Source organism: Bacteroidota bacterium (assembly GCA_016713765.1).
GTDB classification, from domain to species: Bacteria; Bacteroidota; Bacteroidia; order AKYH767-A; family 2013-40CM-41-45; genus Pollutiaquabacter; species Pollutiaquabacter aromativorans.
Genome location: JADJON010000003.1, coordinates 919,452 through 939,194 on the forward strand (window position 1 = coordinate 919,452; position 19,743 = coordinate 939,194).

Annotated in this window: 15 protein-coding genes; 9 read left to right on the forward strand and 6 right to left on the reverse strand. The window is 51.3% G+C overall.

Translation table 11 applies throughout. The features are described 5' to 3' along the window. A complete protein-coding gene (locus IPJ96_14770) occupies positions 1–564 on the reverse strand; it encodes a hypothetical protein (GenBank protein MBK7911578.1) in 564 nt (187 codons plus the stop codon). A 344-nt stretch (positions 565–908) separates the two neighbouring features. On the opposite strand from IPJ96_14770, the gene IPJ96_14775 reads away from it, so the two are divergent. The 3 genes from IPJ96_14775 (at position 909) to IPJ96_14785 (ending at position 6,523) form a co-directional block, all read left to right on the forward strand. Then, positions 909–2,702, forward strand: a complete 1,794-nt coding sequence (locus tag IPJ96_14775) for a SprB repeat-containing protein (protein MBK7911579.1) — start codon at positions 909–911, stop codon at positions 2,700–2,702. 81 nt (positions 2,703–2,783) lie between these two features. Then, positions 2,784–3,653: a T9SS type A sorting domain-containing protein gene (locus IPJ96_14780; protein ID MBK7911580.1), complete on the forward strand. Its 870-nt coding sequence runs from the start codon at positions 2,784–2,786 to the stop codon at positions 3,651–3,653. After that, on the forward strand, positions 3,650–6,523 hold the full coding sequence (locus tag IPJ96_14785; protein MBK7911581.1) for a T9SS type A sorting domain-containing protein: 2,874 nt from the start codon (positions 3,650–3,652) through the stop codon (positions 6,521–6,523). Before IPJ96_14780 ends, IPJ96_14785 begins: the two co-directional genes overlap by 4 nt. Before the next feature lie 196 nt (positions 6,524–6,719). Here the strand turns inward: IPJ96_14785 and IPJ96_14790 are convergent, their stop codons facing one another. From IPJ96_14790 to IPJ96_14800, 3 genes are all read right to left on the reverse strand, one after another. Beyond that, complete coding sequence (locus IPJ96_14790) at positions 6,720–7,508, reverse strand: DUF3108 domain-containing protein (GenBank protein ID MBK7911582.1); 789 nt, start codon at positions 7,506–7,508, stop codon at positions 6,720–6,722. A gap of 249 nt (positions 7,509–7,757) precedes the next feature. Further along, positions 7,758–8,651, reverse strand: coding sequence for an SMC-Scp complex subunit ScpB (scpB, locus tag IPJ96_14795; protein ID MBK7911583.1), 894 nt, complete (start codon positions 8,649–8,651; stop codon positions 7,758–7,760). Between the two features lie 135 nt (positions 8,652–8,786). Beyond that, positions 8,787–11,573, reverse strand: coding sequence for a leucine--tRNA ligase (locus IPJ96_14800; GenBank protein ID MBK7911584.1), 2,787 nt, complete (start codon positions 11,571–11,573; stop codon positions 8,787–8,789). Between the two features lie 139 nt (positions 11,574–11,712). On the opposite strand from IPJ96_14800, the gene IPJ96_14805 reads away from it, so the two are divergent. From IPJ96_14805 to queA, 5 genes are all read left to right on the forward strand, one after another. Beyond that, the gene (locus IPJ96_14805) at positions 11,713–12,588 is read left to right on the forward strand and encodes an ABC transporter permease (GenBank protein MBK7911585.1); all 876 of its coding nucleotides are present in this window, start codon (positions 11,713–11,715) and stop codon (positions 12,586–12,588) included. 51 nt (positions 12,589–12,639) lie between these two features. After that, a complete protein-coding gene (locus tag IPJ96_14810; protein MBK7911586.1) occupies positions 12,640–12,885 on the forward strand; it encodes a DUF3098 domain-containing protein in 246 nt (81 codons plus the stop codon). 55 nt (positions 12,886–12,940) lie between these two features. Further along, complete coding sequence (locus IPJ96_14815; protein MBK7911587.1) at positions 12,941–13,759, forward strand: undecaprenyl-diphosphate phosphatase; 819 nt, start codon at positions 12,941–12,943, stop codon at positions 13,757–13,759. Between the two features lie 10 nt (positions 13,760–13,769). Further along, on the forward strand, positions 13,770–14,501 hold the full coding sequence (truB, locus tag IPJ96_14820; GenBank protein MBK7911588.1) for a tRNA pseudouridine(55) synthase TruB: 732 nt from the start codon (positions 13,770–13,772) through the stop codon (positions 14,499–14,501). Positions 14,502–14,630: 129 nt separating this feature from the next. Beyond that, the gene (queA, locus tag IPJ96_14825; GenBank protein MBK7911589.1) at positions 14,631–15,680 is read left to right on the forward strand and encodes a tRNA preQ1(34) S-adenosylmethionine ribosyltransferase-isomerase QueA; all 1,050 of its coding nucleotides are present in this window, start codon (positions 14,631–14,633) and stop codon (positions 15,678–15,680) included. Positions 15,681–15,904: 224 nt separating this feature from the next. Here the strand turns inward: queA and IPJ96_14830 are convergent, their stop codons facing one another. Beyond that, a complete protein-coding gene (locus IPJ96_14830; protein ID MBK7911590.1) occupies positions 15,905–17,329 on the reverse strand; it encodes a Glu/Leu/Phe/Val dehydrogenase in 1,425 nt (474 codons plus the stop codon). A 119-nt stretch (positions 17,330–17,448) separates the two neighbouring features. Here IPJ96_14830 and IPJ96_14835 point away from each other — a divergent pair, with 119 nt between their 5' ends. Continuing rightward, complete coding sequence (locus IPJ96_14835) at positions 17,449–17,796, forward strand: phage holin family protein (GenBank protein ID MBK7911591.1); 348 nt, start codon at positions 17,449–17,451, stop codon at positions 17,794–17,796. Positions 17,797–17,814: 18 nt separating this feature from the next. Here IPJ96_14835 and recJ read toward each other — a convergent pair whose 3' ends face one another. Beyond that, positions 17,815–19,584 carry a single-stranded-DNA-specific exonuclease RecJ gene (recJ, locus tag IPJ96_14840; GenBank protein ID MBK7911592.1) on the reverse strand — a complete coding sequence of 590 codons (1,770 nt, stop codon included), beginning with the start codon at positions 19,582–19,584 and terminating at the stop codon, positions 17,815–17,817. Between the last annotated feature and the right edge of the window lie 159 nt (positions 19,585–19,743).

Genomic DNA, 19,743 nt, shown 5'->3' on the forward strand with positions numbered 1-19,743 from the left:
TCAGACGTACAAGCCCCATTCGTCTTCGAACTCGTCTTTCCGGAACTCCTTCACCCAGTCACGGAAAGCGAGACGGAACTGCGTGATTTCCCTGCGGACGGCATCCACGTACGCGCGGCTGACCATGTCTTCGGCCGCGAAGAGCAACAGGGAAGAAAAGATCATGCGCGCCTTGGCGCGGATCTCCGAAGCGTTTTCCATCCGGATGATGTAGAGGCAGTGACCGCTCGACTGCAGCTTCACCTGCGCCAGCATCGCCTCCGAAAGGATCATTCCGGCGTGATGACTCAGGAAGTCGCGGGCATCTTCCGGCCCGGGTGTTTTATCGGGATCAAACTCGGCCGGCGGCAGGGAATGCACATCCTCCGGGGAGGTCGCGGCGGTGGCGGGACCTTCCAGGGCTGCTTCCAGCAGGTTCATCACGCTTTCCCAGCGCTTGCAAGCAAGCTGCCAGGTTTCGTACAAAGGGCCGGACTTCCACACGTCATTATCATCGTCCAGGTAACCGCTGAATTCGTGTTCGAAATCCTCCTCGTCATCAAAAGGATTGTTGTCGTGGTTCATGTTGGTTGGTGTATGGGGCAAACCTACCACGGCACTTGGACAAGCGCAACCGCATTTATGCGGGAAAAACACAGGAGAAATAATTCAAAATAATTTTTAGGAAAATATTGTATATATCAAATATTATATTATCCTTTGCTGTAGTTAAAGTTTTAATCAAACCATCATGAAATCAACCCAATCGAAAAAAAATTCCCTAAAAAATTTATGGGGGGGGGGTATTTTCAGCGGTATTGCTTGCGATTAGCGTCTCCGCCTTCGGTCAATCCCTGGATGTCACATTCAACCCATCGGTGTTCAACGGAGGCTATCACATCAGTTGTAACGGGGCCAGTGACGGATCGTTGGAGGCGATCATTGTAGGTGGACAGCCGCCTTATTCGTTCCAATGGTCCACGGGAGCTTATACCAAGACCATTACGGGATTGTCCGCTGGAACCTATTCGATTTCCATCACGGACGCTGCCCAGAATACGATCAGCAAGAGCTACACGCTGATCGCCTCCGAAGCGATGAGCGGTTCCCTCGATAAATCGACGTACGGCGGAGGTTATAACGTTTCCGCGCAGGGTGCCAGTGACGGATGGATTACCGCGGTGATCGGAGGCGGCGCGACGCCGTATTCCTATCAATGGAGTAACGGCGCCGAATCGGAGACCAACCACGACCTGCCCAGCGGCTCTTATTCGGTGATCGTTCGGGATGTGAACCAGTGTCAGTTGCAGCTTTCGGCCAACCTGACCCAGCCAACACCCCTGCACATCGTAAGTATCACAAGTCCCTTGCACAACGGATACAACCTGCGTTGCAAGAGCAGCGATGATGGCGCCATTGATCTGACCGTTTCCGGCGGTGTTGCGCCTTATACCTATCAGTGGAGTAATGGAAACTTCACGCAGGACCTGGCCGACCTGAAAGCGGGTGAATACACCGTACTAGTGAAGGATTTAAACGGAGTGGGCGTTACGGCCAGTATCACCCTTACCCAACCCGGCTCCATCGAAGTAGACCTTTCTGCCCCTACCTACCCCAACGGCCACCACACCACCTGTTACAACTGCTCCAACGGCAGTGTGACCACCACCGTGACCGGCGGGGTGATGCCCTATACGTACTCCTGGAACACCGGCCAAAGCAGCCAGAACCTCGCCAACCTCATGGCCGGGACCTACGCGGTGCAGGTTACCGATGCCAACGGCTGCACCAAAGCCGACGTCAAGATCGACCTGACCCAGCCGGATCGGGATGATTGGACGATGGTGGGGAATAGCGGTATTGATTCGACCAGTGAATTCCTGGGAACAACGGACAGCACCAGCCTGGTTTTGAAAACGAATGGAGCTGAAAGGCTTCGCCTGAGAGGGACCGGGGGTGTCAGGATTCAATCCGGACTCTCGGTTGATAGCCTTGACATCTTAAACAACGTGTCCCTGGGGGGTAGAAGATTAATGGGGTATCGGGTTTCATCACAAACCGGAACAGGCTTGTTCGGTTTTGGACAGGACCCGGACGAATCAATCAACGGAATAACCTCGTGTACAAGCCCCGCTCTTAATGTTCCGACTAATTATCAGTTTCAGGGTACCCTTCAGCTATATGGTAATTTTTCTACTGGAAGCGGGATTGGTGTGATGGAAATGGGATTTGATGGGGTGAATTCGTTCATTGATGTAGTTGGCTCAACACAAGATCCCAACGCGAATCGCTTGTTAATAAATTATTACTGTGGTAAAGACGTTTTTATTTGCTCAGGGCAAAGTGGAGGAAGGATTCAGCTTGGAGGAAGTAATACAATTGTCGGAATAGGTATTGACCCTGCAATTTCTGTCAACCAAAATGGTGATTATCGATTATTTGTGGCTGACGGAATTCGTACAGAAAAAGTGAAAGTTGATTTAAAAGGGAATTGGCCAGATTATGTTTTTAACTATAGCTATAAGTTGATGAGTTTGAATGTGCTTGATGAGTACATAGAAAAGAACAAACATTTACCAGGCGTACCTTCAAGTAAAGATGTGCAAGATTCAGGTATTGATTTAGCTGAAAATCAGATTCTATTGCTAAAGAAAATCGAGGAACTTACACTATATATTATCGAGATTAATTCAGAAATCGAGAAATTAAAAAAACAAAAGTAAGCATAGGGTAAAATAATGATACTATCTATCGGTCAATCCATTGCAAGAGGCTAACAAATTCAAATTGAATCAAAGTATCAAATGAAAAAGACGCTTAGAATTGGTTTGTGTTTTTGTATCGTATTATTATCGAATTCTAGTCTTGCATTTATTCCTTTCCCATTTAATAATGCGGTTTGGAAATATGGCAGATACGATTTCAGCTGTCCAGGAATGGGAAACTATTGTGGACAAATTGTGTATAAATTTCTAGGAGATACTACGATTTCAGGGAGAAACTACAATAAGCTATACAGCTCTTCCTTTCCAGATACTAATTATCTATATACCGCAGCATTACGACAAGATTCAATAAACGGCAATATTTATATTGTAATGGCAAATGGACAATGTAACTCGGCCGATACTTTATTATATAACTTTAATTTATCTCTAAACGATACAATTAATCAATGTATATATTTCCTTGGCCAATTATATACTACAATTCAAGAAATAGATTCCGTAAACCTAGGAGGTCAATGGAGGCATCGAATAAAATTAAGCGACAACAATAACTCAAATTTAATTGAAGGAATAGGATCTACTAGTGGGTTGATTGGTCCATGGAATGGGTGGCTTGGAGGTTATTTATTACTTGAGTGCTTTGAACTGAACGGTACTGCGATATTTCCTTATTCAAGTTGCTTTTCTACATCTGCTGAAAATCCAATTCAGGAAGCGGTAATGGAGCCAGTGATCAACTCTGGCAAACTTTTGCTGCGAATACCAAGTTCCCAATCATTTTCCAACGCTGCATTGTATTCAATCACTGGACAGTATATTTCTTCATTGAAGAAGGAAGGAAGTTTTTTTACATGTGATATCGAAATGATTCCATCAGGAATGTATATTATCAGAGTGTCTTTATATGGTCATTTAATAAATATTAAATTGTTTTTAGTCAAATGAAAATATATATATCATTCATTTTGATTCTGTGTTCATTTTTGAGCTATGCTCAGGATTATGCAACAATTAGAGCTAATTTTTTGCAGAATTACGATAACATTACTGATGAAAACGAAGGCAGTCCCCTTAATCAGTTTTTACGATTAGATAATTATCAACGATTGAGATTAAGTTACGCGAATAGTCTTCAGGAAATAGAAACCTCCTACAAGGATTATTTAATAAATAATAATTTACATAGAACCCAAGGCGTACAAGCCGTAGCAAATTGGGAATCAATAGGTCCCAATAAACGTCCTATTAGCGTTTCGCCAGTTCTTAATTATGCCTCAGGAAACGGACTCTTTACAACGATTCGATTAGATCCTGTTGATCTAGACAGAATCATTATTACATCTGCCCATGGAGGAGTATGGGAAACGACTAATTCTGGAGGTTCATGGATAAATCTATCTGATTTTAGTTTGCCATCCGTGCAAGTATCTGATATTGCAAGAGATCCAACAGATCCGAATTTTATGTATGTGGCGATGGGGAATCGTGATGACTACCATCAATTGACATTGTGTAGTGGCATATATCGTAGTAACGATGGCGGGGTTTCTTGGAATGCAGCCAACAATGGGTTAAATAGTTTGATTGGATTTGAGTCAATTTCTAAAATATTAATAGATCCACAGGACCCTAACATAGTTTATTTAGCAACTTCAAATGGTATTTTTAAAACAATTGACGCGAAAGGAGCCTGTTCATGGATTCAACTGTCGGACCCACTAGTTTACAATAACTATTTCCGGAATGTTCTTTATATACCAAATGGTCAGAATAATGTACTATTAGCATCTGGCGTAGATGTGGTAAAAAGTCATGATGGAGGGCAAACCTGGATCAGTTTAACGGGTGTTGGAACAGGAATGGATTTCTCCACTTTTGTTGCAACGCCTTTTGTATCGCGTATTAATATTGCAGTCACACCTATTAACCCTGATGTAATTTATGCATCAGTTATATTGAAAGATACCCCTGGGTTGCCGCAGTGGAATACTACTCGTAGGCACTATTTGTTTAAGTACAATCGTTCAACCTGGAGTCAAAGAAACAATATTCCACCAAATTACAATTACAATGGCGATCATACCGAAAGCTGGATAGCAATCGATGTTTCACCGGTTAATGAGAATATGATTGCGGTAGGTCATTCATCTGGTTTTTTCAGTTTTGATGGAGGATCTACAAATCTTACACCAGCATATGTTTACTTTGGAGGAATCGTACACCCAGATGTGCATGACATTCAATTTAGTAGAGATGGCTCTTCTGTTTATTTTGCTACTGATGGTGGCGTTTATAAATACTTATTTTCCACTTCTACATGGAGTATGATTTCAAATGGTATAGCAGCAAATACAGTCACAAAAATAGCTCTTTCAGATATTGACCCTAACTTGATGCTGATGGGGGCATTTCACAGTGGGAGTAATAAATATGACCCCATTAATTTACCTCCAACAGACCCATGGGTGATCTATAATGGAGGTGACGGCACTGAGCAAGGGGTGGTAAAAAACCTTCCGCACATGTTATTTGCCTCGTCTCAAAAGAACACGATTAGTTTGTCTATGAATCGCGCAATCTCGCAAGCTGCGCCTATTTCTAGACCATTAGATCCTGGTTGCTCTAATGGACCAGAAAACTCAAGATTTGTTGGAAATTACAAATTGGATCCCTCTGAAAGCACCACAGTAGTTGTAGCGTATACTGATTTATATAGCTATAATTCAATCAACTCTGTATGGAAAAAACTAACTGATCTACCGTCTGATTTTGGGTTTAATGATTGTAATCAAGGAGTAAATGCAGTTTCTATTTCAGAATCAGATCATAACTATATATATATATCTGGTGAGAATGCAAATAGGTTGTTCAAGACAAATACAGGAGGTTATGGAAATCAGTGTACTTCGAATTGCTGGACAGAGCTTTTCCCACCAAATCCATTACCAATAACTTCAATTGCAATTTCATACACCGATCCAAATAAAATCTGGGTGGCCTATTCAGGATATATTTCTACCGAGAAGGTGAAATACTTTGACGGATTTAGTTGGATAGATTATTCAAGTGGCCTGCCTAATCTTCCAATGAATGAGATTGTATATGAAAAAGGATCTAATGATGCTCTTTATGTAGCAACAGACATTGGAGTTTATTATCGCAATGCGACTATGCTTCAATGGGAACCATTTATCGACAATCTTCCGAATGTAATGGTGTCTGATCTCGAGATTAATTATGCAAACAACACAATTGTAGCAGGCACCTTTGGGCGAGGTGTTTGGCAATCTGATCTTAATTGCCCTCAATCTTTCGATTTAACAGCACAGCCAGGGGTTAATTTTTATGAGGCGGAGAATAACTTGTTAGCGTTTTCATCGTTTACTCTATCCCCAACATTGACGTTTAGGGCGGGAAACACTGTGAAACTTGATCCGGGTTTTGAGGTGGCATCAAGTTCTGCCGGTTATTTTCAAGCATTCATACACCCTTGCAACCACCCCGGAAACAGCTTTAAAAAACGTTTTAACCAAGTATCTGGCGGCCTAAAATCAATAAGTGAACCTGAGTTTTCAATTTCAGTATATCCTAATCCCACTCAATCATTAATAAACATTGAAGTTAATACAGATTCAGATGAAGATTCCTATGTAATAGAGATTTATAATGTAACAGGAAATAAGTTAGCTCAGAAGAATGAAAATAAATTTCCTTGTTTAATTGATATGACCAAATTTGGGCAAGGAATTTATTTTGTAAGAATATTTTGCAAGCAACTTAATCGTTACGAATGCAAAAGAGTTGTAGTCATATAGAATATCAAGTAGTCAAACTACTTTAAGGAAATTTGCTAAGAGGGTGTTACAAAAAGTATGTCAATTTAAAGGAAGTACTTGAAGCCTTCCCCCAAAACAGCTACGCTCAAAACTATCCAATTCGGTAAGCTGCCGGGTAATTCCATTTTCATCCGGAAGGTATCCGGGAAAAACCGCTACACCTGAACTGTTTTTTTTACTTCCCGACGATCGCCGGCTGGTTGGCGAGGTTCTCGTAACCGACCAGGTCCATTTTGATGGAACCGACGAGGATGTCTGTTTGCACGCGGACGGGAATGCGGTTGGAGTCGTCGCTGACCCAGACGGTCATGTCTTCGTTGTCCTTGAACACGCGGCCTTCGACCAGCATGGGGCGGAACTTGATGCAGCGGAAAGTGCCCATCTTGGTCTTGATTTCCTCTTTACCGATGTATTTGATGTTCATCGGAAAAATGGCGTCGTCGAGGTAACCGTTGATGGGGAATACATCGCCTTCTTTGGCGTTGCTGAAATCGATGGTGCGGGCGTAGTAGAACGCGGACACGAGGTCCTGGGTGTTCTCGGGGATGGAGATGGTGGCCTTCTCGCTCTTCGCCGAGTCGCTGAAATGGTTGAAACTGACGTTCTGGTTGATGATGTAACCGCCTTCGTTCACGCGGCGGATGAACAGCCAGGGCAGCATGGCGTCCTTATCGATGACGGATTCGTAGCGGTCGCGGACTTTGAAGAACCAGTCGAAGGCGCCGACGGAGCGACCGGTGCCGACGACGTGGTAGCAGTCGCGGTTACCGAAGTTCTTGAGTTCGGGTTTGACTTCGAGGGTGGCTTCGCCGGCATCCATGAATCCGTAGTGGATGCGGAATTTGAGCACTTCGCCGGGACGGAAGGCGTTGTGGTTCAGGGAGCGGAGTTTCTTCTGGCCGGCGGCGCTGGTGATGGTGCAAGCGGCGAGGAAGAGGATCAGGAATCGGATGCGAAGATTCATGGCGCCTTGACTTGGCAAAGATTGTTCCAAGGAGTAAAATGCTGGTTTACAGCCTTATTCTTTAGCAAAGATAGGGTATGGAACAAAACAATCGAATGGATTAACGGAGGATTAACTATTTCGATTGTGGCAACTGCCAGGTAAAAAAACCACGGAGGACACCGAGGGCGGAAGGCAGTTGGCAGTATGCAGCTAGCAAGACCCTCGCACCTCGTCGCTCGTCCCACGTCCCTGATCGAACGATCGGAATTACTCGCTTTCGTTCCGGAAGGGCGCTTTTTCGTCAGCCGCTTCGGATTCAGGGGCGCCGGGCTGGTTTTCTAAAAAAATCTGCTTGCGGTCGGGCAGTTCGAGGTCGGCGGCTTCGCCGGCGGCGGGCGGAACCGCTTCGTTCAGCTCCTCCGCTTCTTCGCTGAGCATAACGGGCGCGCTGTAGTCTTCGGAGCCCATGAGCGGCGCTTCGATGGTGTCACCTTCTTCGTTGAGCGTTTCCGAGAGTACCGGTGTTTCGGAACCGGCTTCCGACATGGCCGTCACTTCGCTGTCCTGCGTGTTGGCTTCCGTTTCCGGCTCGGCTTCCATGAGTTCGGACGGCTGACCGATCTCGTTCTGTTCGAGGTGGAGGTCTTTGAGCTGCGGCAGGTCTTTCACCGACTTGATGCCGAAGTAATCCATGAAACTGTCGCTCGTGGAGTACATGATCGGTCGGCCGGGGCCTTCGCTCTTGCCGGAGATGGCAACGAGTTCTTTCTCCAGCAGCTTCTGGATGGCGTAGTCGCAACTGACGCCGCGGATGTGTTCGATCTCCGACTTGGTGATCGGCTGCTTGTAGGCGATGATGGCCAGGGTCTCCATCTGGGCGACGGAGAGTTTCTTCTTGGCCTTGTGCTGTATGAGCGCGCTGACCGTCGGGTAGTAGTCCTTCTTGGTCAGGAACTGGTACCCTTCCGAAATCTCTTCCAGGCTGAAGGCGAAAGTCTCATCCTGATACTTTTCGCGGATCTGGGCGATTGCGGCCACGATCTCATCGTCGGTCAATTCCCAGCCGTAAGACAGCTTAAGGGAGGCGGCGATTTCGTCGAGTGTAATGCTTGTTTCCGAGCAAAAAATGAGGGCTTCGATATGCTGGTTGAGGAGATTCATCGGTCGGGAGGAGGCGAACGGCGATTGCCGCCGTTCAGACTCCAATATTAGAAAAATTCCGGCTGTTTCATCCAAATTTTCAGGAAAAATCAGGATAAAAGGCTGTTCTTAAACAGGATAAATTCTACACCTAAATCAAACGACGATGTTCACGATCCGACCCGGAACAACGACGATTTTTTTCGGTGTTTTTCCGTCGAGCAGCTTCAACACTTCTTCGCGTGACAGGACTTCCTTTTCGACGTCCTCCTTGGACAGGCCCAGGGCGATCTCGATGTTGAATTTCGTTTTACCGTTGAGCGAAATCGGATAGGCGAACGAGTCCTCGACCAGGTATTGAGGGTCGAGTTCAGGAAACCGGGCGTGCATGACCGAGCCTTTGTTGCCGAGCAGTTCCCACAACTCCTCCGCGATGTGCGGAGCGAAGGGAGCGACCAGGATGGCCAGGGGTTCCAGCACCGCACGTTTGTCGCACTTGAGATCAGTGAGTTCGTTCACGGCGATCATGAAGGCGCTGACCGAGGTGTTGAACGACAAACGTTCCGCGTCTTCTTCCACCTTTTTGATCAACTTGTGGAGCGCCTTGAGTTCGTCGCGCGAAGCGGCCTCCTCCGATACGCGGAAGGATCGTTCCGGACCGGCATGATAGAGGCGCCAGAGTTTGCGGATGAAATTCGAGGTGCCGCTGATGCCGCTGGTGTTCCAGGGCTTGGAGAGTTCGAGCGGGCCGAGGAACATCTCGTACAGGCGGAAGCAGTCGGCTCCGTACTTTTCGATCATGTCGTCGGGGTTGACGACGTTCCACTTCGACTTCGACATTTTCTCCACCTCCGCGCCGCAGATGTATTTTCCGTCTTCGAGGATGAACTCGGCATTGGAAAAATCGGGGCGCCACTTGCGGAAGGCTTCGATATCGAGTACATCGTTCTCGACGATGTTGACGTCCACGTTGAGCGCCGAGGTTTCGTAGTTACCGCGCAGGTTATAAGAGACGAATTTGTTTGACTCTTTTACGCGGTAAACGAAATTCGACCGCCCCTGGATCATGCCCTGGTTCACCAGTCTGCGGGCCGGCTCTTTCACCGGAATGTGTCCGAGGTCGTAGAGCACTTTCGTCCAGAAGCGGACGTACAAGAGGTGACCGGTCGCGTGTTCGGAGCCGCCGATGTAGAGGTCGACGTCGCGCCAGTAGTCGATCGCCTCTTTCGACGCGATGGCCTTGTCGTTGCGCGGGTCCATGTACCGCAGGAAGTACCAGGAAGAAGCGGCCCAGCCGGGCATGGTGGTCGTTTCGAGCGGATGGCCGCGGTAGGTCCAGTTGTGCGCGCGCGCGAGCGGCGGCTCTCCGTCTTCGGTCGGAAGGAACTTATCGATCTCGGGCAGGCGAAGCGGAAGATCCGCGTCGGAGACCGGGAAGGGGATGTCGTCGTTGTAATAGATCGGGATCGGTTCGCCCCAGTAGCGTTGTCGCCCGAAGGCGGCATCGCGCAGGCGATAATTCGTCTTGCCTTTGCCGTATCCGCGGGCTTCGATCTCGCCGATGATCGTGCTGATCGCCGTTTTGACCTCGAGTCCGTCGATGATGCCGGAGTTGATGCAACGGCCTTCCTTACCGTCCCAGCTCTCGGCCTGGATATCGTGGCCGGCGGGCGCTTCGATGACCTGCACGATGGGCAGGTTGAAGTGGCGTGCGAACTGGTGATCGCGCGCGTCGTGCGCGGGCACGGCCATGACGGCGCCGGTGCCGTAACCGGCGAGTACGTACTCCCCTACCCATACCGGCACTTTCGCGCCGGTGAACGGATGGAAGACGTATGCTCCGGTGAATTGTCCGGAGACCTTCTTCTCGGCCTGCCGTTCGCGTTCGGTCTTGTTCTTCGCCACATTCACGTAACGATTGACCGCATCGCGGTATTCCGCTGTGGTGACGCGGTCGACCAGTTCGTGTTCAGGCGCCAGCGTGACGAAGGTGACACCGTAGATCGTGTCGGGACGCGTGGTGAACACCTCGACGGAGCCGTTGTGGCCGTCGAGCTGGAAAAAGACCGAGCAGCCTTCCGACTTTCCGATCCAGTTGCGCTGGTGTTCTTTGATGGAGTCGCTCCAGTCGATGCCGTCGAGGTCCTGCAGTAAACGTTCCGCATACGCAGTGATGCGCATGCTCCATTGTTTCATCTGCTTGCGCTCGACCGGGTAGCCGCCGCGTTCGGAGACGCCGTCTTTGACCTCGTCGTTGGCGAGCACGGTCCCGAGGGCAGGGCACCAGTTCACCCAGGCATCGCCCAGGTAGGCCAGGCGGAAGTGCATGAGGAGGTCGCTGCGTTCTTTTTCGGAGAGCGCTTTCCATTCTTCCGCCGTGAAGGGTTTGACGGGATGTTCGATATCGCCGGTCAGGACGCGATGGTCGCGACCCTGGCAGCCGTGCGCTTCGAACTTGTGAATGAGTGTTTCGATCGGCTCCGCTTTGTTGGAATCATGGTTGTACCAACTGTTGAAGAGCTGCAGGAAGATCCACTGCGTCCAGCGGTAGTACTCCGGATCGCAGGTACGTACTTCGCGGTCCCAGTCGTAGCAGAAGCCGATGTTGTCGAGTTGTTCGCGGTAGCGGCGGATGTTCTGCTCGGTGGTGACGGCCGGATGCTGACCGGTCTGGATGGCGTATTGTTCCGCGGGCAGACCGAAGGCATCGTAGCCCATCGGGTGGAGCACGTTGAAGCCTTTGAGCCGCTTGTAGCGGGCATAGATATCGGAAGCGATATAGCCCAGCGGGTGACCGACATGCAAACCCGCTCCGGACGGATAGGGAAACATATCCAGCACATAACACTTCGGCCGGGAGGGGTCGATGTTCACGCGGTACACCTGGTTGCGTTTCCAGGCTTCCTGCCATTTACGTTCTATGTCACGAACGGGGTACTCCATAAAGGGGGATCGGTGCGGATGAGGAGAAAGGAAACGAGGCTTCCCTTCTGAACATGCGAATGTAGAAAAAAGCGGCGGAGGGAAGCGGATTGCGGACTCCCGCGGGGAGGCTAATGCGTACTTTTGCAGGCACTTCCAGATGGAAAATCCTCAAGACGGTAACCGCAGGCTTCGCAGCTCCTATGTATCCGCGATCATCAGCATCGCGTTGGTGCTGTTCCTGGTCGGCTTGCTGGGTCTGCTCATCCTGGAAGCGCGCCGGCTTTCGGAGTATGTGCGGGAGCACGTACAGGTGAGTATTTTCCTGCAGGATAATCTGAAAGACGAGCAGCTAAACGCGTTCATGCAGGAACTGGAAAGCATGTCGGAAGTACGACAGGCACGCTACGTTTCGAAGGAAGCCGCGCTGGACAGCTTGAAAAAGGAGCTCGGAGAAGAAGCGACCGGTATGCTCGAGGCGAATCCCTTACCGGCCACGATCGACCTGAAAGTACGCGCGGAGTACGCGGATCCTGACAGCCTGAAGGCCTTGCAGACGCATCTGCAGGCACGTTCGGAACTGGTACGGGAAGTGGTTTACCAGCAGACGGAAGTGGAGCGCATCAACAAGAATTTCCGGACGGTCGCCTTGGTGGTCTTCGCGTTCAGCCTGTTGTTGCTGGTGGTCGCGATCGCGCTCATCAACAACACCATTCGTCTGACGCTGTTCTCCCGACGGTTTACGATCAAGAGTATGCAACTGGTCGGAGCGACCCGCGGGTTCATTCGCCGTCCGTTTCTGCTGCGTTCCTTACTGCACGGGATCTATGCGTCTTTGATCGCCTGTATCCTGCTCTCGGGACTCTATGCCTTGCTCTATGCCCGCGTTCCCGAGCTGGCAGGCTTGCTGGATTTCCAAACCCTGGGTCTGTTGTTCGGCGGTGTCGTGGTGCTGGGGATGATCATTTCCGGCGTAAGCACCTTTTTCGCCGTGAACCGTTACCTGCGGCTTCACCTGGACGAGCTGTATTACTAAGGCCGGCATTTTTCCGGAAAACGCTATACTTGCATCCGCAACCGCATTTCCATGGCCAAGAAAGAGACCAAATCCACGATCGACTTCCCCTTCGGGCGGGAGAACTATGTACTGATGCTAATCGGTATAGTGGTGATTTTCATTGGTTTCGCCCTGATGGCCGGCGGCGGATCCGACGATCCTGCCGTTTGGAATCCGGAAATCTTCAGTGCACGCCGCATTACCGTGGCCCCGATCGTTGTCATGATCGGATTCGTCATTGAGGTCGTTGCCATCGTGAAGAAGTCGAAGGAATGATCCGTTCCACGCTTCGACGACCGCTCCTTTCCCACCCGATCAACTCCTTATCTGCATGAACTACGCTCAGGCAGTGGTCCTCGCTATTGTCGAAGGCCTGACCGAATTCCTGCCGGTCTCTTCGACCGGGCACATGATCATCGCTTCTTCGGTGATGGGCATCGCGCAGGAGAGTTACACCAAGACCTTCACCGTGGCCATTCAGTTCGGCGCGATCCTGTCGGTGGTGCTGTTGTATTGGAAAAAGTTCCTGCCGCAGGGCAGTGACTGGGCGGGGATGATCCGGTTTTACCGCAGGCTGATCATCGCGTTCATTCCCGCGGTGATCTTCGGTTTGCTCTTGAAAAAATACATCGATCAGTTGTTGGAGAACGTGATCGTTGTCGCCGTCGCCTTGCTGGTGGGCGGTATCATCTTCCTCTTTCTCGACAAGTGGTTCAAAGCCGCGGAAGAACGCGGCGAGCCCGAGCTGACCAACGACGGTAAGGCGTTCCGCATCGGCTTTTTCCAGGTGCTGGCGATGGTTCCGGGAGTTTCGCGTTCGGCCGCTACCATCATTGGCGGACTCACCCAGGGTCTGAATAAAAAAGCGGCGGCGGAATTTTCCTTCTTCCTCGCCGTGCCGACCATGTTCGCCGCCACGGTCAAGGACCTGTGGGACTTTCACCACGAGGGTGGCGGATTCACCGGCGATCAGTTGCCGGTGCTGGTCGTTGGCAACCTGGTAGCATTCGTCGTTGCCGTCCTGGCGATCCGATCGTTCATCGGCTACCTGACGAAGCACGGCTTCCGGGTGTTTGGTTACTACCGGATTCTGGTCGGACTGGCGATCCTGGTGCTGCATTTTCTGGGCATCGACCTGCAAATGTTCTGATCGCGCGGACATGTATTCTCCCGAAACGGACCTGCTGACAGGGCGGGTTTTACTGATCGACAAACCCGAAGGCTGGACCTCGTTCGATGCCGTGAACAAAGTGAAGCGAGCCTTGCTGCATGCGGCATTGCAGGGTGTGGAACAAGCAGAGGAACGGAAGCGCATCAAGAAAAAACTCAAGATCGGTCATGCCGGAACGCTCGACCCGTTGGCGACCGGATTGTTGGTCGTGTGTACCGGTCCGAAGACCAAGACCATTTCCGAAATTCAGGATGCGGAAAAAGAATACACCGGAACCATTTTGGTCGGTGCGACGACACCTTCGTATGACCGCGAGTTACCTCCGGACCGGCACTACCCGACCGATCACATCCGCGAATCGGATATACTGGAAGCGACCCGTTCGCTGACGGGAATGCAGGAACAATTGCCGCCAGCCTTTTCCGCGCTGAAGGTCGGTGGTAAACGCGCCTATGAACTCGCGCGACAGGGGAAGGAAGTGGAGATGAAACCGAGGACCGTCGAGATCCTGGAGTTTACGATCACTGACAATCGGTTTCCGGAACTCGACTTCCGCGTCCGTTGCAGCAAGGGCACCTACATCCGGACCCTGGCGCATGACCTCGGAAAGCGGCTCGGCTCGGGTGCCTACCTGCTCGCCCTGAGACGGACCCGTATTGGGAATTACCGGGTAGAAGATGCGCGGACACCGGAGGCGATCGCAGCTCAATTTGCTGAATAGCAAATCATTAACCCCATTTTGAACACGACAAATTTTTATCGGCAAACCCTTTACAAGGGGGGTAGCACGATTGTATCTTTGCCGCCCTCTTGATTTTCAGAGGGTTTGTAAAAGTCTACTGCTCCAAAGATGAAGCTGAGTCAATTTAAGATTTCCGTGCCTGATAACCTGATCGCCACACATCCGGCAAAAAACAGGGAAGACGCACGGTTGATGGTGTTGGACCGGAAGACCGGGAAAATCGAGCACAAGAAATTCAAGGACATCCTGAATTATTTCGACGACGGGGATTGCATGATCGTGAACAACACGCGCGTGTTTCCGGCCCGTTTGTATGGTAATAAGGAAAAGACCGGAGCGAAGATCGAAGTCTTCCTGCTCCGCGAGCTCAACCGTGAAAGTCGTTTGTGGGATGTGCTGGTGGATCCGGCCCGGAAAATCCGGATCGGCAACAAGTTGTACTTCGGCGATGACGATCTGTTGGTCGCGGAAGTGATCGACAATACCACGTCGCGCGGACGCACCCTGCGTTTCCTGTTCGACGGCCCGTACGAGGAGTTCAAGAAGACGGTCTTGTCGCTCGGACAAACCCCGCTGCCGAAGTACATCAAGCGCAAGGCGGAGCCGGAAGATGCCGACCGTTACCAGACCGTGTTCGCACGGCACGAAGGAGCCGTTGCCGCTCCTACAGCCGGCCTGCACTTCAGCATGCCGCTGGTAAAGCGCCTTGAGCTGAAAGGCGTACACTTCGCCGAAATGACCTTACACGTCGGCCTGGGCACCTTCCGTCCGGTCGAGGTGGAAGACCTTACCAAGCACAAGATGGATTCGGAGCAGGTGATCGTTCCGAAAGACTGTTGCGATATCGTCAACAAGGCGAAGACGGCCAAGAAACGTATTTGCGCAGTCGGCACGACCGTGATGCGCGGCGTTGAGACCAGCGTATCCACGCAGGGCGAGTTGAAGCCCTTCGACGGATGGACGAACAAGTTCATTTTCCCTCCCTACGATTTCTCGATCGCCAACTGCATGATCACGAACTTCCACATGCCGGAATCCACCCTCTTGATGATGGTAGCGGCCTTTGGAGGTTATGAGCACATCATGCACGCCTACAAAGTGGCGGTGAAGGAGAAGTATCGGTTTTATAGTTATGGGGATGCGATGCTGATTATTTGAAGAAGGGACGAGGGACGAGACCGAGGGACGAGGACCTGCCTGCCGAAGCTTTAGCGAAGGCAGGGGAAGAAGGTGCGAGGAGCGAGACCGAGGAAGAAGGGACGAGGGACGAGGGACGAGGGACGAGAAATTGATATAACTCGAAACCGGTAACAAGAAACCGGTAACTTTCAACAACAAAAAAGCCCCGCTGTGCGGGGCTTTTTTGTTTGGGTGTTACTTGATTACGGGAAGATCCCGAGTGACTGGTAGGATACCCCGAGTTTATTGATGCCGCTGACGAATGCCGCGGTGCGGAGGTCGGAGATGCCGCTGGTGCGGTTCCGGATCTCGCGGATTTCGTTGTAGGCGAAGATCATCGTTTCTTCGAGGCCCGAGCGGACCAGGTCGATCTCGTCGGCGCCGCGGGTGAGCAGGCTACGTTCGCGTGCGTCGAGGTATTTACCGGTGATCTTTTCGATCGAACTGAGCATTTGCAGGTTCGTCATTTCCTGGAAGCGCTTTTCCATGCGACCGAAGCGGACGTGCGAAAGGTTTTTCAGCCATTCGAAGTACGAAACCGTCACGCCGCCGGCGTTGAGGTAAAGGTCGGGGATGATCATCACGCCACGCTGGGTCAGGATCTCTTCGGCTTCTTTGGTGACCGGGCCGTTGGCGCCTTCGGCAATCACCTTGGCCTTGATGCGGGGAGCGTTCTCAGCGGTGATCTGGTTTTCCAGCGCAGCGGGAACGAGCACGTCGCAATCAAGTTCAAGGGTCTGCATGGTGTTCTCGACATTCTTCGCACCGGGGAAGTTGAGGATGGAACCCGTCTCTTTACGGTGCTTGAATACCGCTTCGATGTCGAGGCCGTTCTCGTTGTAGATACCGCCTTCACGTTCGGCGATCGCGACCACGATGCCTCCGCCCTGGCTGATGAACTTAGCCGAGTAGAAGCCTACGTTGCCGAGACCCTGCACGATGACACGCTTACCTTCGATGCCGGTAGACAGTCCGAGCTTCTTCATGTCTTCCGGCCAGCTCATCGCTTCGCGGATTCCATAATAGACACCCTGTCCGGTAGCCTCCGTGCGTCCCTGGATACCGCCCTGTCCGAGCGGTTTTCCGGTCACACATCCCAGCGCGTTCAGGTCGTCGTAACGGAAGGTCGCATAGGTATCGGCGATCCAGGCCATTTCGCGGGGACCGCTGCCGTAATCGGGAGCCGGTACGTCGATGGCCGCGCCGATCATACTCTTCTTAATGAGTTCCGTGGTATAGCGGCGCGTGATGCGCTCCATTTGCCGGACATTCATTTGAGCAGGATTCACCTTGATGCCGCCCTTTGCTCCGCCGAACGGAACATCGACGACCGCGCACTTGAAAGTCATCAGGGTAGCCAGCGCTTTTACTTCGTCTTCATCGACGAACTCGCTGTAGCGGATACCACCTTTCGTCGGAGTCTTGTGGTGACTGTGTTGTACCCGGATGCCTTCGAAGACCTGGATCTTGCCATCGACTTCGATCGGGAAATAGAACTTGTAGGTACTGTTGCAGATCTTGATCTGGTGCAACAAGCCGGGCTCAAAACTGGTGAAAGCGGCGGCCTTGTCGAAGGTGGACAGCACGTCGTTGTAGAACTTGCTGCCGCCCGAATTCGCATTACTCATGATGATGATTTGTCGCGTTTGGAGGCGTAAAGGTAAAAAAGTGCCGGAAGCCCCAAGGTGATGAAACCGCTTTCCTGCGGTTGTTTTCCCGGTAAGGGAGGTGTACCTTGCAACGACCCATGGAATTTCTTGCCCGCCTGATCACCAGCGCTTTAGCCGTCATCGTGACCTCCTACCTCCTGCCCGGAGTACATGTTGACGGGGCCATTACAGCCATCATTGTGGCGGCCGTCCTCGCCTTTCTGAACGCGATCGTCAAGCCGATCCTGGTGCTGCTGACCATTCCGATCACGGTGGTCACCCTGGGACTTTTCCTGCTGGTCATCAACGCGCTGATGATCCTGGCCGCGCAAAAGATCGTACCGGGTTTTTCGGTCGACGGTTTCTGGATCGCCTTGTTGTTCTCGATCGTGTTGTCGGTCGTGAATGCCGTGTTCGAAGGCATCGCCGGCAGCTCGAAAAATTAAGCGTAGAATCTTACGGGATCAGTGGACTTTAATGTCCTTCACATTCAGTTGAATGGTAGTCTTGCCATTGAACGTGTTTTCTTCGATGGTATAACAAATGTCGAAGGGGATCCGGCGGGAGATGAACGGATAGAACTGTCCGAGCTGGAAGGCGATGCCATCCATACCGAAACGGGTCGTTTCGTCCTCCGCCAGGTTCAATTTCAAATGGTTGTTACCGACGATGCGTGAGAGGCCGGTATCGCGCACATTTTCCGTCCGGAATACCGGATTCATATTACCGGGACCAAAGGGTGCAAACTGCTTGAGGACATTAAAAAATGAAGACGTGATGTCGGTCAGGCGCAGGTCGGCATCGATCTCGATCTCCTGTACCAGCATGTGGTCCTGGATCGTGGCTGCGACGACCTCTTCGAATCGTTCGGAGAATTTTTCGAGGTTCTCCTTACGCAAGGTGAGACCAGCCGCGTACATGTGGCCGCCGAACTGTTCGAGCAAGTCGGAGCAGGATTCGATGGCATTGTAGATATCGAAATCCTTGACGGAACGGGCGGAGCCGGTGATGATATCGTCGCCGGACTGGGTCAGGACGATCGTGGGGCGGTAGAATTTTTCCGTCAGGCGAGAAGCAACGATACCGATGACGCCTTTGTGCCAGTCGGGGCGAAAGAGCAGGGTCGCCTTCCGCTTGGCGAATTGGGCATCGCCTTCGATGATCTCCATCGCTTCCTGGGTGATCTTGACGTCGAGGTTTTTCCGCTCCGTATTGTGATCGTTGACCGTGATGCTGTTGGCCAGGGCGTCGGCGGAGTTGTCGGAGATCAGCAGGTTAACGGCGTGGCGCGCATCGTGGATACGACCGGCGGCATTGATGCGTGGCCCGATGATGAACACCAGGTCGCTGACCGTGAGATTATACCGTTGAACAACCGTTCCGTCCTTTTCCGCGAAGGGCTGCCGGGTGAGGTTATTCAATTTCAGGATGGCCTCAATGCCGTGGCGCGGGTGTTCGTTCAGCCGCTTCAATCCCCAGTAGCACAAGACCCGGTTTTCTCCAACGATAGGGACGATGTCGGCGGCGGTGCTGACGGCAACGAGATCGAGGTAGCGTTCCAATTGTTCGAAAGGAATCTGGTGGCGCTGGGCATAGCCGCACACCAACTTGAAACCGATCCCGCAACCCGACAGTTCGTTGAAGGGATAGGTATCGTCTGAGCGTTTGGGGTCGAGCACCGCGACCGCAGCGGGAAGTTGTTCGCCCGGACGGTGGTGATCGCAGATAATGAAATCGACACCGTTCTGTTTTGCGTAATCGACCTTGTCGTTCGACTTGATACCGCAGTCGAGGGCGACGATCAGGGAGAAGCCATTTGCAATAGCAAAGTCGATTCCCTGGGTAGAAACACCGTACCCTTCCTTGTAGCGGTCGGGCAAATAGAAATCAATGTTCGGATAAAACGAATGGAAGAACGAATACACCAGGGCGACCGCCGTAGTACCATCGACATCATAATCGCCGTAGACGAGGATCTTCTCATTATTCTGAACAGCGCGCGTCAGGCGGTCGATGGCAAGGTCCATGTCCTTCATCAGGAACGGATCATGCAGATCGGATAAGGCGGGACGGAAGAACGCGTGGGCTTCTTCGTAGGTGGTGATACCGCGTTGTACGAGCAGGGAAGCGAGCGTCGGGGTGATCCGGAGGGCTTGTGCCAACGCGGCGACAACCCCTTCTTCGCTTGAAGGTTTCGCTGCCCATCGTTTCTCCCGGATATCCAACGTGATCATTGTTTCGCTTAAGGCGTGCAAATTACGGATTAAACCCCCGTTTGCGCACATCATTTAAGCGGGTTATTATCAGATTCTGTGAATGAAAATGAAGTGAAGCATTCATTCCGGCGGTTACGAAATCCTACTAACCGAACGGTCAACGGGTGAATTTCCGTG